Annotated in this window: 19 protein-coding genes and 1 pseudogene; all 20 read right to left on the minus strand. The window is 31.7% G+C overall.

The window, feature by feature from the left end; genetic code table 11:
• On the minus strand, positions 1–393 hold the full coding sequence (locus GAPWK_RS13450; protein ID WP_025316734.1) for a TIGR03751 family conjugal transfer lipoprotein: 393 nt from the start codon (positions 391–393) through the stop codon (positions 1–3).
• Positions 393–1,829, minus strand: coding sequence for a TIGR03752 family integrating conjugative element protein (locus tag GAPWK_RS13455; RefSeq protein ID WP_025316735.1), 1,437 nt, complete (start codon positions 1,827–1,829; stop codon positions 393–395). The genes GAPWK_RS13450 and GAPWK_RS13455 overlap by 1 nt, the downstream gene beginning before the upstream one ends.
• Positions 1,830–1,837: 8 nt before the next feature.
• Positions 1,838–2,668: a TIGR03749 family integrating conjugative element protein gene (locus tag GAPWK_RS13460; protein ID WP_051516293.1), complete on the minus strand. Its 831-nt coding sequence runs from the start codon at positions 2,666–2,668 to the stop codon at positions 1,838–1,840.
• A complete protein-coding gene (locus GAPWK_RS13465; RefSeq protein WP_025316737.1) occupies positions 2,658–3,326 on the minus strand; it encodes a PFL_4703 family integrating conjugative element protein in 669 nt (222 codons plus the stop codon). The genes GAPWK_RS13460 and GAPWK_RS13465 overlap by 11 nt, the downstream gene beginning before the upstream one ends.
• Positions 3,319–3,747 (minus strand): TIGR03750 family conjugal transfer protein, encoded by a 429-nt coding sequence (locus GAPWK_RS13470; RefSeq protein WP_025316738.1) that lies wholly within the window; start codon positions 3,745–3,747, stop codon positions 3,319–3,321. The genes GAPWK_RS13465 and GAPWK_RS13470 overlap by 8 nt, the downstream gene beginning before the upstream one ends.
• 31 nt (positions 3,748–3,778) lie before the next feature.
• The gene (locus GAPWK_RS13475) at positions 3,779–4,129 is read right to left on the minus strand and encodes a TIGR03745 family integrating conjugative element membrane protein (protein ID WP_025316739.1); all 351 of its coding nucleotides are present in this window, start codon (positions 4,127–4,129) and stop codon (positions 3,779–3,781) included.
• A gap of 25 nt (positions 4,130–4,154) precedes the next feature.
• Positions 4,155–4,394 (minus strand): DUF3262 family protein, encoded by a 240-nt coding sequence (locus GAPWK_RS13480; RefSeq protein ID WP_025316740.1) that lies wholly within the window; start codon positions 4,392–4,394, stop codon positions 4,155–4,157.
• A gap of 2 nt (positions 4,395–4,396) precedes the next feature.
• Positions 4,397–4,711, minus strand: coding sequence for an integrative conjugative element protein, RAQPRD family (locus GAPWK_RS13485; protein WP_025316741.1), 315 nt, complete (start codon positions 4,709–4,711; stop codon positions 4,397–4,399).
• Positions 4,712–4,837: 126 nt separating this feature from the next.
• Positions 4,838–5,530, minus strand: coding sequence for a TIGR03747 family integrating conjugative element membrane protein (locus tag GAPWK_RS13490; RefSeq protein ID WP_025316742.1), 693 nt, complete (start codon positions 5,528–5,530; stop codon positions 4,838–4,840).
• A 16-nt stretch (positions 5,531–5,546) separates the two neighbouring features.
• Positions 5,547–7,676 carry a type IV conjugative transfer system coupling protein TraD gene (traD, locus tag GAPWK_RS13495; RefSeq protein WP_025316743.1) on the minus strand — a complete coding sequence of 710 codons (2,130 nt, stop codon included), beginning with the start codon at positions 7,674–7,676 and terminating at the stop codon, positions 5,547–5,549.
• Positions 7,677–7,698: 22 nt separating this feature from the next.
• Positions 7,699–8,193 (minus strand): PFL_4695 family integrating conjugative element protein, encoded by a 495-nt coding sequence (locus GAPWK_RS13500; RefSeq protein WP_038518610.1) that lies wholly within the window; start codon positions 8,191–8,193, stop codon positions 7,699–7,701.
• A gap of 1 nt (position 8,194) precedes the next feature.
• Positions 8,195–8,941 (minus strand): TIGR03759 family integrating conjugative element protein, encoded by a 747-nt coding sequence (locus GAPWK_RS13505; protein WP_025316745.1) that lies wholly within the window; start codon positions 8,939–8,941, stop codon positions 8,195–8,197.
• The gene (locus GAPWK_RS13510; protein WP_025316746.1) at positions 8,931–9,671 is read right to left on the minus strand and encodes a hypothetical protein; all 741 of its coding nucleotides are present in this window, start codon (positions 9,669–9,671) and stop codon (positions 8,931–8,933) included. Before GAPWK_RS13510 ends, GAPWK_RS13505 begins: the two co-directional genes overlap by 11 nt.
• Positions 9,664–10,155 carry a PFGI-1 class ICE element type IV pilus protein PilL2 gene (gene pilL2 / locus GAPWK_RS13515; protein WP_025316747.1) on the minus strand — a complete coding sequence of 164 codons (492 nt, stop codon included), beginning with the start codon at positions 10,153–10,155 and terminating at the stop codon, positions 9,664–9,666. The genes GAPWK_RS13510 and pilL2 overlap by 8 nt, the downstream gene beginning before the upstream one ends.
• Positions 10,156–10,414: 259 nt before the next feature.
• On the minus strand, positions 10,415–10,546 hold the full coding sequence (locus tag GAPWK_RS15640; RefSeq protein WP_110287282.1) for a DUF3577 domain-containing protein: 132 nt from the start codon (positions 10,544–10,546) through the stop codon (positions 10,415–10,417).
• 72 nt (positions 10,547–10,618) lie between these two features.
• A complete protein-coding gene (locus tag GAPWK_RS14935; RefSeq protein WP_158413610.1) occupies positions 10,619–10,789 on the minus strand; it encodes a hypothetical protein in 171 nt (56 codons plus the stop codon).
• Between the two features lie 806 nt (positions 10,790–11,595).
• Entirely contained in the window at positions 11,596–11,835 is a 240-nt protein-coding gene (locus GAPWK_RS14665) for a topoisomerase DNA-binding C4 zinc finger domain-containing protein (RefSeq protein ID WP_025316748.1), read from the minus strand.
• A gap of 35 nt (positions 11,836–11,870) precedes the next feature.
• A pseudogene (locus tag GAPWK_RS15290) lies at positions 11,871–13,040 on the minus strand (DNA topoisomerase); the annotation flags it as partial.
• A gap of 15 nt (positions 13,041–13,055) precedes the next feature.
• The gene (locus GAPWK_RS14680) at positions 13,056–13,352 is read right to left on the minus strand and encodes a toprim domain-containing protein (protein WP_025316751.1); all 297 of its coding nucleotides are present in this window, start codon (positions 13,350–13,352) and stop codon (positions 13,056–13,058) included.
• A 3-nt stretch (positions 13,353–13,355) separates the two neighbouring features.
• Complete coding sequence (locus tag GAPWK_RS15365; protein ID WP_269147117.1) at positions 13,356–13,481, minus strand: hypothetical protein; 126 nt, start codon at positions 13,479–13,481, stop codon at positions 13,356–13,358.
• Positions 13,482–13,541 lie beyond the last annotated feature (60 nt).

The raw sequence follows: 13,541 nt of genomic DNA on the forward strand, positions 1-13,541 counted from the left end.
TCAATACTCCTTCACCCTTTCACCTGGCATGGCATAATGAGTTTTGTCGAAAAATGAAAAAATTGTTGAATAACCAGGAACAGGACTACCCCCATTATTTGATGAGAAATGAGGATAAATAAACATAATTAAATCAGGATTAGGTAACCGTTGAAATTGACTATCAATTTCATTTTTCGCATTCCTAGTATAAGAACTATACTCATCAATGCGTTCAAGATCATCTACATTACGTCTCAACTGTAATCGAGCATCATTAATATTTGCATTAGGCAACTTTTTCGCCCACACACTAGCAATAGTCTCTCCAGTATGAGGAAACATCTGATCTTTTGACGTGCTACACCCAACTAAAAATGAAATTGAAATTATTGGAACAATTAATTTTAACATTAATCTAAAACTCCTGTTTGTAGGTTTGATTTGTTGTAGTCAACTAATCTACCATTATTAATATAATCAATAGGGATCTCTTTAGTGATATGTATTGCAACAGTTTTCCCTGGTGGAACATAAACAGCATCAAATGCCTGACCATATCGTTTATTGAACCAATCAATAGTTTCCTTTATTCCTCCACTAATCCCTTTACCTAATATATATTGACTATTGCTCCCTGTTATTGCTTTAGTAACACTAGAACCGTCTGTTACTATTGTTGAATTTTGTTCGGAAAACGCATCCGCTGCTGCTGCACCAACACCTAAAATTCCTACTGTTGCCAAATATTCCTGTGCGTTAGATTTAATATCACCGGAAATACATGGAATACCGAATTCATCAGATAACCAACCAATACCCTCTGTAGATGTAGATTTTGAATTTTCATTATCTTTTGGTATTGTTGTTATTCTCCCATCGTCAAAAACGAACGTGATATTTTTAATATTCCCTCTAACACACGACAGAACATAATCTCCGGTTGCAGTACCTGAAACAATTGCTCCTTCAACGTTAGGTAGTTCAATACCATTTGCCATTAAATTATCTCTACCAATAACAATTTTAAATGGATAAGGATCGGTCACTTTTCCCTCAATAGGAATCCTACCTAACAATGCTGTCATAGAAACAGAACCTAATAATGTAGAGTTAACTGGTAATGTATAAAATGGATAACTATCAATGCGCTGTTCTTTATTTGTACTTGTTTTTATTTTCTCACCATCAACGGTTTGAGTTTTTGTTGGCTCCCTACCATTAAAACTAGTAGGAAAAGAAAATGTTTGATTATTGTTTTTTGATACAATAGTTTGATCATCTGGTGATATCCAAATAATTTCATTATTCTTCAATGACGGGTTAACAGTTTCCTTTCCCCCAATGGAAATTGATTGTCCAACTGTTTCTCGTGTTTCTCGATTAGAAAACGAATTTAATTTATCACCGAATTGATCAACTTTATTCATTAATGTTTGAAGTGCTTGATCTGATGATGATTGTTCTAAATTATCTTTTTTAGGAGGCTGAATTTTATAATCACTGTTATAACCATTTTCAAGTTGATTATTTCTTTCTTTGAGTTTTCGATTGTCCTCCTCAATTTCTTTCATTTTTGAATTAAATTGCATTTGCTCATTACGAATTGTTTTTACCAATGAAATTAATGTCTGGACAGTATCTTTTTCAGTATCACCAGTTATACCGAGTGCCACCAAATCTTCTTTGCTTAAATCTGAAACCTCGTGAATTTCTTCTGAATTAGATGTATCTACATATCCACCGAGATTCTTTTTTTTATTAATTCCTATAAATATTACAAAAAAAACAATAACGACAAATATCATAACGATGATAAATAATAATTTATTGCCTTTGATTTTTGCCACGCTATACCTCACTTACTTTTCTTTACGTCATTATTGTTATCTGGTAAATCAAGTTCTGGATAATCTGGATAAAAAGCCCTTGAGGCAGAACCTTTGGTAACAATATAAACCATTGTTGTATCACTAGGAGTACCATGTTCACCTAATGTATTATGTTGAAATGTAGCTGCATAAAAATCGCCATTTAATAATCTAGGATCTAATTTCAATCTATTTTGCGATAAGTTTGTCAATTTAATGCCAACAACCTCATAACCATTTAATCTCCATGCAGCCATAGATGTAACTTGAACTGGTAATGAAGGAATTAGTCGTTTTAAACTTATTGATGGCAATGAAATTTGTTTAATGCCTGGTACATTTTCAATTGCTCGTAACGGAGCATAAAAATTTTGAGCTGCATACCTGGTTAGTTTTATTGGTGTAGGAACATCATCCCGAACATCATCCCTATAATCCTGTTTCACATTAGATGTATTCAACTCATTTTCAAACACTATTTTTACTGATTCCAGTTTATTTTTAGATTTACCAGCACCAGTTAAATCAATTAAAATAATCTCATTTGTTTCCAAATCTCTTAACATTAATCTTGATTCATTGAATGGTTCAAAACTTTTTACATAAAGAACACCACCTAAACTCTGTATTCTAACTTTTCGATCCAAATAGGTAGGTATTCCAACACTAATATTTTTATCAATAAAAATCATTCTTTCATCGTCTTGATTGACAGTTAACTTAATAGGAGTACGATCCCATTTAATTAACTCAATTGCGTGAACCTGAAAAATCGATATAATCAATAATGTTAATAATTGTAAAAATTTATTTATCATTCCCTTCTCCCATCACTAATTTTAATGGTTTACTGGCATAACAATTCAATTTCAGTCCCCACGGATTTAATTCAGGATTGGTGTCACTTCTTACAACACTGAGAGGATATCTCACCAAAGCCCGTTTTATAGATTCACCACTAAAATACTCATCAACATAAAGATCGAATGTAACTATCCAAGCGTCTTTTGATAAAACAATCACTCTAGGTTCAGTCCTCTTTGTTATATAATCTTGATACGTAGAGTTAATTCCCCTGCCTAAAATTTCACCCATAGTTCTCACCCTCCCCTTAAGTTCTCCTAAATTTTTACGTTGACTATATTCAGCCAGTAAAACTTGTTCACATTGTGGTGTTAAATATGGGCTATAAGCCTCAATATTTCTTTTGTAATCAATTTCCCCGTCTTTGGGCCAACTATTTAATTGTTGAAATACATAAAATGAAAACGCATAAATAGAACTGGGATCAATATCCCACCAAACCCTTGTACTGCCGGATCTTAAATCAGGAGGGATATGAATGGTCAATTTATCTGGCGCTGATTTCCAACCCCAAACAATAAAAATCAGTAATACAACTAATGCAACAATTACAATTCTCAAAGAGAGAATGTGCTTATCTCTACCAGCCAATGCATACAAATATTTACTCATTACTTATTACCCTATTCATTTTATTCATTTTTTTATGTTTCGTTCGAACAGTCATAAACACTTCATCTTTGAACAATAATCTTTTAGAATCACCAAATCCCCTTTTAGCAAACTCAAATTCAAGGTGACGTTCTAACCAAGTATCCGGTTTACCTCTTTTCAATTTGCTAAATTTATTACTGGTATACAATACAACAGGCAAAGGAGTAACGAGCATACCAATAAAAATAAGGACCCAAGAACCCAAAACAATAAAACCCAATAATCCCAAAACAAAACCTATAACAACGCCAATAAGACTAAACTTGCCTAGCTCAATTATGGTCATTCCTCTAAAAACAGTCGGAATACGATTTAATCGTTCTGGTAAGAAATCAATTTCACCATTTGCATTTTGATTAGATGATTCTTCATTACTCATACTTGAGTCCTATTTTAAATATTATTTAAAATTAAATTGATGAAAGAGTTTCAACGGCTTCTGTTGCCAGCCAAATACACGCAACCACTAAAACAACACCAATTACAATGAATGTACCGAACTTAGTCCATGTACCCTTCCCTTCACTAATATTGTTAAATTCCACGATGACGTTTTTAGCAACGGCTAACAAGGCTGCCGCTGCAATTAATAGACCAATGACAACAGCACCGTCATAAATGTAACCTCTAATAGTATTAAAATATCCTCCGCCAGTACCCTGAGACGGAGGTTGCGGTGTTGGCATTGCAGCATAGGCTGTTCCATAACAAGTCAAAACAAAGAACATAATCTTTGATTTGAGTTTATTAATTAACTTCATTTAAATAAATCTCCTTTTTTGTTTGTTAAAGTCTTTCGTATATAAAAAACGCAATCGTGATCAGAGTAAAACAAATAATCCTAATAAGGGTTTGAAAAATATCTGAAATTCTCACACTTGTTCCCATTCCCTTCGCCATACAATATATAATGTATGCTCCGACCAATAAAATAAGGCCGACTAATATAACAGTGAAAACATTATAAGTATCAGCCATAGATGTTCCTGCTCCGGCCTCATAAGCTTTTTCCGTTATTTCTTTCATTATCAATTTCCTATTTCTGAGCTATAATCGCCATTTATTTCTGGTAAAACAGTCCGAGGCTGTTCTCTCTCTGGAGAGAGATATCTCTCAATACCTGAAATTATTTGATTAATATCTTCTTGAGCTGAACTATAATTAAAATGGTATCTAACATTTTGCTCTGCGGATGAAACTATTTCACTTTTGATCAGCGATTCTTTTATCTGTTTAAGCTGTTTAACAACTAAACTTAACTCATCAGATTCAGTGGCAAAGGAATGATTACTAAAAGATAAAAATAATATAATCATTAAAGGGATAGTCAGTTTTCTTGTCATTTATTGATTTCCTCGTTCGATAGAATCGAAGAAATAATATAATCATCAAAAAATAAATGTCAGTAATAAATTCAAAATCCAAATTGAAAAAAAAATGATAATATCTAAAACACTGGTTTCTATTATTTAAAGATATTTTTTAAATGATCCAATTGTTATACTTAAAATTAATCCAAACAAAAATGCCATTGGTATCAAAATAAAATTAGGGTGAATTGAAATTGGAATAGATAAATAGATTAACCACGATAATAACAATGATTTACCAGACCACCTTTTTGAATGATAATAAATGAAACTAGATTCTCTCCCTGCTCCAAATCGTCTAATATCTCTCCTAACTAATCCATCAACAGACCCCAGAACTGCTGCTAATAAAAAAATAGGAATTGATAACACCAATATAACTAACCTAATGATGAAAACTAAAATTATATTTATAGTTGCTATCAAATATTCAGAAATAACGTGAACAATAATAACAGAAAAGGATGTATTATCGGTTACTGGCTCATTTAATGTTTTACTTAATCCAGTTTTAACCATTAATAATTCATGTACAGATGTAACAACATTTTCAGTAAATCTAACTGGATCTGACATAATTAATGTATCTTGAAAATCACTAGACAAATAATTAAATTCAGTATTCAACATATTCTTGCTATGTTGAGCGCCCTGTTCAGGCCAAATAAATGCCATTCCTACACACTCAATAAGAATACTAAAAAATAAAGACACAACTAATGTTACTAACAATGCCTTTATTCCTTGAGGTTTTTCTTTTCTTGGTGTCGTTTGGTTTTTTATTTCGCTCATAGCATACTCATATCAATTACTCACTTAGCTCATTTATTAAAGATTGCTGTGAGTCAGTTAAATTCTGTTGACTTAAAACATTTTGATTATCCTCGGCAATAGGAGTAGGTATAGACAACCACCAACTTTCCCCTGTACCATAATTTTTTTCCATATTTTTTGCCAATTCTTTAATTGATTCAGGCATAAACTTATCATCAACAGATGATGGAAGTGGAATTCGTACTTTCCATAACTCACCTCCTTGCATTAAAACGAATGCTTGTCCTTTCGGTAATTGTATTATTTCTGACGTTTCTAACAATGGCATTGATTCAGTACTAATACGATCTTGAGTGCTCGATGTGAAATCAGTTTTAGTTTCAGGATTTGGAGTATCAGTCGCACCTGATACAATTGTGTTTTTATAAATATCTACTTTTGGTAACTGTGTTGTCAATATTTCCGCAGTTTTACTCTCTCTAACCCTCATCATAATAATATTATTGAAATTTCCTTGAACTTGGCCAGATTTTGCTACACTTCCTATTTTTGCCTCTATATCAGATATAGTTTGAGTGTAGGCAGTTACTTGTAGACCAGCACCACCGCCCTTATTAACCATAGGAATAAACTCATCACCCATTAACTCATTAAATTCATCTGCATGAACACACACATCAATTTTTTCTCTATTCTGACCGGGTAAACCATCGTCAACACCATGTTTATAAATATATCCGGCTATAGATGTTAAATCAGAAAACATTGTGTTGCCAACCGCAGCACTAACAACAGGATCAGATAAAGCATCTAAACCTATATAAACAATACCACGTTTTCGTATAATTTGACTCCAATCGAAAATTGGACGAGGATCATTAATATCAAAATAGTCTGGAGCTAATAATTTGGCTACTTTACCTGTAGTTAATTTTTCAAGAAATGGCATTAAAGATGCAACAATTTTATCAAAATACGTTTTATCATATTGAACAGCACTACGTAGTCCATCTAAAACATCATCATAGATCCCCTTTGACACAATATAATCAATCAAGGCCACAACAATTTTATCTCGCCCTTTCATTGCAAAAGATAAATTTTTTTCGTTCACATTATTAGCCATAATCGCTATTTCTTCCCACGCATTAGGATTGTTTGATTTAGAAAAATAATACTGTGCGTACTCTTTAAATAACGAATCCATATTATTTGTGTAGCGATTTATTTGAATATAATCAGGGCGTCGACCTAATTCAATCAATGCTTTAGTTATAATATTAACAAATCTCCATGCAAACTCTTTAAACGCTGCGCTATTACCCTCCCCTGACAATGGACCTGATACACGTTGAGCGACTTCTGTAATACGACTAAATCGACCAATTGCATTATAACGAGCAGAAATTTCTGGCCATCCTAAATGAAAAACATAAAACTCATCATCTCTCCCAGTTCGTTTTGCTTCACACCACATCCGTTTCAATAAATCCGCATCGCCCTTCGGATCAAACACCACCACAGGACAACCTCTAGCAATGTCTTGAGTAACTAAAATTTCTAAAAGTCGTGTTTTACCAACCCTTGTTGTTCCTAAAACAAGTGTATGCCCAACTCTCTCACCAAGTGGCATCATGACATTAGTCTCTTTTAGCTCAACACCATGCAAAAACGGATTACCTCCAACAGGAGGCAACGGTTTGACAGGATTTAATAACGATTGGGAACTGGTGAATTTTGCAATTTTGCTTTTTTCATATTTTTTTTCAAATTCTCTTGCAAATTGATAAAGCCAACTTGGTTCAACAAAACGTTTATATTCCTCTCTTCTACATAAAATTAATCTTTGTAAGTGTCTTTGTTCCCATTTAAATCCTCGACCAATAAATAAAAATTTAGAACTCACAGGAATTTGAGAACTAGATAATGAGTAGAAAGGTAATCTTTTAACATTTCTTTTATAACGAATTATTTTATACCCTTCAGCTCCCCTCTTTATACCAAATGCAAAAAATGCTAACGAAACACCAACATTTACTGATGGAGCTAACGCAATAGCCCAAGGAGATATTAGGCAAACAGCGCCACAAGAAATAGCGGTAATGCAACTATACATTTCTGATGCTGGTCTAAATATTGTCTCAATTCCGTGTTCGTTACTCATGCCCATACATTACACTCTAATATTATTGCTCAATACTTTGGCTTGTAAACAATGCAGGATAATGATTTAGATATAAACGATCAGCAATATCGTCCCCTGACATAGGATATAACTGAAAATCAACTAAACTGCGTAAATAATTCAAATCTGCTAATGACTCAACATTAACAACAATTCCTACGATATTAGATATATTTTCTAATTTTATTTTATTTTCAATTAACCATTTAATAGATATATCATCATAACCAACGACAACGAACGGTTGTAAATTAGGTATATTAATGTCAATTTTATCAAAATACCCTGGTTGCATTTTTGTTGTTTCAATCGGTAAATATAAATTTTCAGAAGTGACAAAATCTTGCTGTATTTGGCTATCAACATCTTGAGGGTTTATGGCGTCATAATACTGAGTCATAGAATCCCCCCCATAATCCTTTATAATGATTAGTTCTGCATCAGCAAAAAAAGATTGAAATAAAATAAAGCAACTTGCGATTATTTCCTTTCTCATATTAATTAATCTCAACTTGCCTCCATTTTTTATTTTGTCGTTGCATTAAAACAGGTAAATTACCATTACCAATTTCTAACCATTGTCCTGAATCATGATTAATAGTTACGTTTCCACCATTGACCTTATTAACGGGTATTTTGTGGTTTATCGCCCAATTTCGGGCTATAACATCATCTCCATTAGAATCCAACAAATAAATATCTAAATCTTTACCTGTTTTTAAAACAGAATTCAATAAATTAATACCCCTCACGTTATCATTAACAGAAAGAAATAAAACTAGACGTTCTCCACTAAAATTAACTTTAGCAATAAAATTCTGATTTCCATCTAATTCGATAGGTAATAAATCAGGATACAATTCTTTCCATGCCTTGTCATAAGCCCGTTGGAAAGCCAACTCTTTTTCAACACGTTCACTTTCTTTGATAGCTAAAAGTCGTGCATATTTAGTCCGTTCTTGATCAGTTACAGCCTCTACACCAAGGGTGGTCAGTGGATCTAAATTAGGAGTCCAAAATCCACGTCCACCAACCTCTTTTATTTTTTCATATTTTGTCCACTCTTCGAGTGTTAACCCCCAATAATCAGCCTTGACTTTATTAGTTTTTTCTTCAATTTCATTATTCTTTTGCTCATTAGTACTTTCAATTGAAATTGTTTCATTTTTCAATTGTTCTACTTTATTTTCCGAGTAGGCATGAAAAGAAAATAACAAAAAAATAAAAAGTAATTTATTTTTCATTTAATTCAACCTTATATTTATCATTGTTTTTCTGCAATACCACTGATTTATCATTTATTGATACAACCAACCATTCATCTATCAAATCGCCTACTGTAACGAATTTTAATTCAGAAAGTGATTTCGCATTTTTAGGTAAAAAAACTGCCCATAACTCGTTTGAACGATATTCTATGCTATTTAAGATATATTTATTGAATATGACCTTTGATCTATTCTCTTTTTTTTTATCAGAATTATTATAATTAAACAGCATTGAGGTAACTTTATCTATTAGAGATTTTTTGAATTCATCCAAAGAGTTCAACTTATTCTGTTGTGCTCTTTGAGTTTCTTTTAATGAACTCATTTCAATTTCCTGATTCTCTACCATTGTCATTAGATTATTTATTGATATTGATAAATCATTAAATTTATTATCAGTAATCGAATCTTGTATATAAAAAATATCTTGCTCTTGCATATCTATTTTTTTTGAAAGATTTTCTATTTTGTCGTTGATATTATTAAAATCATTCAACTTTGTAGTAACATTAGAATCGATCTCATTGACCTTCACTAATAATGAATCTATTCTAGAATCTATTCTAGAATCTATTCTAGCAGCTATATTTAATACAATGACAATGGCTAAAATGGCAAATATCAATGAAAAAACCAACCCACAAACTAGAAATAGTACATTCCGATTAGCCTTAGAAATTTGGAATATTTTTTTTAAATTACTCATTATTGTTACCTATTTTTTCGTCTTTACGTTTAATTTTATATCCAGTTTTTAACGAAAAACAAACTGTTCTTTCAACGTCATCAACAAGAACATCCCAAGCGGGACCTGCAATTTTTTTCAGTGCAACACCAATTCTAATCGGTCCCATTTTATAATGGGCAATAGGTAACTGTTTGTTATATAAATTATCAACATCAAAAGTATCACATAAATTATAACCAGTTTGATTTAACGCATATCCAAAACCATCCTGAACAGTGAGAACCATATTTTTAGGTAATGAAATACTTATAATTTGATCTAAAATATAATCATTAGAATATTTATCTAACTCGATAATTGTGTAACGATCTAATTTCACTGCTGTTTTATCTTCATCTTCACTAAAATAAACACTAGCATTATTTTCATTATTATAAACTTTATGTTTTGCACAACCTGACAAAACAAGTATAGAACATACTATAACGAATAAAATTCGCATTTTTTCACCCTATTTTATTTATCACTAAATAGACTAACTAACCAAAATCGGTATATAAAATGCCAATTTCTAAACTAATAGTAAATAATAAAATCAATATCCAAAATAAAAAAAAACCACTAACTAAATTAGTGGTTTTTTTTATAAAAATATTTAGTTCAATAATATATCATCAATATCATGATTATCATTACTATGGTTATCATCGCTACGATTATCATTAATATCGTTATTATTTAAAGAAGGTCTTATAAACAGCCTAGCCATTTATAGTTATTGATTTAATCAATAATAATCTTCCTCTTAGTTGAACACCTATCTGACCTGATTTTTCGCCTTTTGTATAAACAAATGTCTCAGGAACAATATAAATAACAATACCCGTTTTCAGTTAACAAGTTTCTTGGGTGACACAAAATGACATGAATATCTTCAATTTTGTGAGATTCACCTTTTACTCTTCCTAAATTTTGAGAATGAACTCGAATAGCATTAGAGTAATAACGATTATAACCTGCCATGGTTTTGGTACAGAAACATTTATAGTTATCTGTAATCGTCTACTTGGGTCTAATTTTTTAGTTGTTTTAGTTAATAGCTCAACATCAATTATTGGTTTTTTTTGAAATGCCATAAAATTCTCCTAGAATTAAGTAAAAGGGAATTTTATGTCCCTAGGGAATAAAATTCCCTTATGGGTTGTAAAAAAGAACTCACATCAAACTTGATGGCCAACAGACGAATGTCTTGAGTTTATTGGCATTGGGCTCATGGATAACCATGCAATTTGTGATCTTACCTTAATCAAGGACGTTCAGCGAACGTTAGGGCTTTAAAAATCACTCCCTGGGCTGTTTTGCTACATAGTAGCGGAAACAGTTTTAGTTTATCTAACTTATATATAAAAAACAATATTTTTTAATAAAAAATATTTTAGAAAGTCAATTAAACTCATTAGCTTCTAGAAACAGCTAAAATCCCTCCTCAAAGATATCACGTTTCTAATAACACCTCAGTTCGCTAGTGGTTAGCAGAGTTGAACTGAAAACAGAAGGTACGCATTAACGCACTAACGGCTCCCGATTTTTAACCATTTGGTCATTGGTTATGAATAGTTTTTGAGTGAGGTAAGAACCACCTTACCTCTGTAGTGAAGATATAGTAAAACTATTTGTTTATATAAATCAGCTTCAACATGAGACCGCACATGGCTACAATTTACAAGAAGCTATTGTAGGCAGCCATAATAACTATGGACTTTTTTTCAATGGTATGCGAGGCTTTCAGGTTACACACCCACTGATATGGGCTTTGATTTTATGACCTCAAAATCAACAAACACAGGAGTAGAATATGCATTCTACATTAATAAAATAGTTATACAAATTAATTACGCCAATTTTCCACTTTTTTAATTGCTTTTCTTTTTATATTAACAATTTATTTACAATCTGGATATTTGCTACAACCAAAAAACTCTCCACTTTTACCTTTCCTTTTTATCATAGGAGAACCACATTCAGGACAATTCTTAGTTATTTGCTTTATAGTTACACTATTATTTTTTATAGCATTATCAATAATCAATTTTATAAACGTTTTCTGTTTATCAATAAATTCGCTTAAATCTTTCTTGCCCAACTCAATATCTTTTAGCTCTTGTTCCCACAATGCCGTCATGCCAGGATCTGTTATTATTTCAGGTAGACTATCTATTAAACTTTGTCCAACTGTCGTTGATATAATATTCTTCTTCTTTTTTCTATATAACCACGATCATATAAAGTTTTTAATATACTTGGTCTCGTTGCCTCAGTACCTAACCCTGAGTTTTCTCTCAGCAGTTTTTTTAAATTAGGGTCTGTTACATATCTAGCTACATTTATCATTGCATCTAACAATGTTGCATCATTAAAAGGTTTTGGTGGAGTTGTTACCTTTTCATTTAATTCAACATCAATCACTTTACAGATATCTTGCTCTGTAATTAGAGGTAACGTTTGTCTATCTAAATCATCATCAAGTTGATTAGTATTAATAAATAATTGTTTCCAACCTATGTTTACCACTTTACTGCCTCTACTGACAAATATTTCGCTTTTAGCATTGTCAGCATTAAACTTAATAACTGTTTTATCTATCTCACAGACAGGTAAAAATTGGGCCAAATAATATAATCGTATCAATTTATAAACTTTTATTTCGTTTGTGGAGAATTCAGAAAGATCTATTTATTCAGTCGTTGGTATAATTCCATGATGAGCAGTAATTTTACTATTATCCCAAACTCTAAATTTAATACTAAAATCGAGTTTTGATACAATATCTTTAATTGCCAGATCTGATTGTAACAAACTTTTAATAGTTGGCCCAACCTCGTCAAACATCTTATTTTGAAGATAACCACAGTCAGTTCTTGGGTATGTAGTTGCTTTATGCGTTTCATATAATGACTGAGCGATTTGCAAAACTTCTTCCATATCCATACCATATAAATTATTGCACTGTTGTTGTAATTCACTTAATGAAAAACATAATGGATTAACTATTTTATGTCGCTTTGCCTCAATACTATCAACAATAAAATTGCAATTTTTAATTTTACTCATTACAGTTTTAGCTAATTGCAAATTCACACAACGATTATTATCGTCACAATCATCAGGTTTAGGTATCCAGGTTGCCTTAAATCTAGAGTTACTTTTATTCAGTTGAACAGTTATTCCAAAATGTTTTTGAGGTATGAAGTTTTTGATACTACGATCCCTCATAATAATTAAATTTAGTAATGGTGTTTGAACTCGCCCAATAGATAAAACTTTACCAGCAAAACCCGATTGTTTAGCTAATGCCGTATAACGCCTAGTAAAATTCATACCTATTAACCAATCCGCCTGAGCTCAACCTTTGCCTGCCTGATACATGCGATAGCTTTGTTTAGAATCTTTAATATTGTTTAATGCTTTAATTAATCCATCTTTATTGTTGGAGGATGACCATAATCTGGATGTTTTGCCATTCCATTTGAATAATTCTAATAGCTCCCATGCTATAGTATCACCCTCCCTATCAATATCTGTTGCAATCACCACCTCAGAAGTTTTTTTAATTAAACCTCCAATGACTTTAAATTGTTTCTTAGTTGTGCTTTTTACATTTAAAATCCATTTAGTTGGAATTATAGGTAAATGATTCAAGTCCTATTTTTTATAATTTTCGTCATACGCTTCTGGATTTGCTAATTCTAATAAATGTCCGACACACCATGTTACTAAAGTACTGCCGTCCTTATTTTGACTAAAGCCATCTTTTTTATATAGCTCCAATAATTGGAGCCAAATTTGCTGCTTGACTAGGTTTTTCACAGATAAATAAACGCATATAAT

Origin of the sequence: Gilliamella apicola (assembly GCF_000599985.1) — a bacterium.
GTDB classification, from domain to species: Bacteria; Pseudomonadota; Gammaproteobacteria; order Enterobacterales; family Orbaceae; genus Gilliamella; species Gilliamella apicola.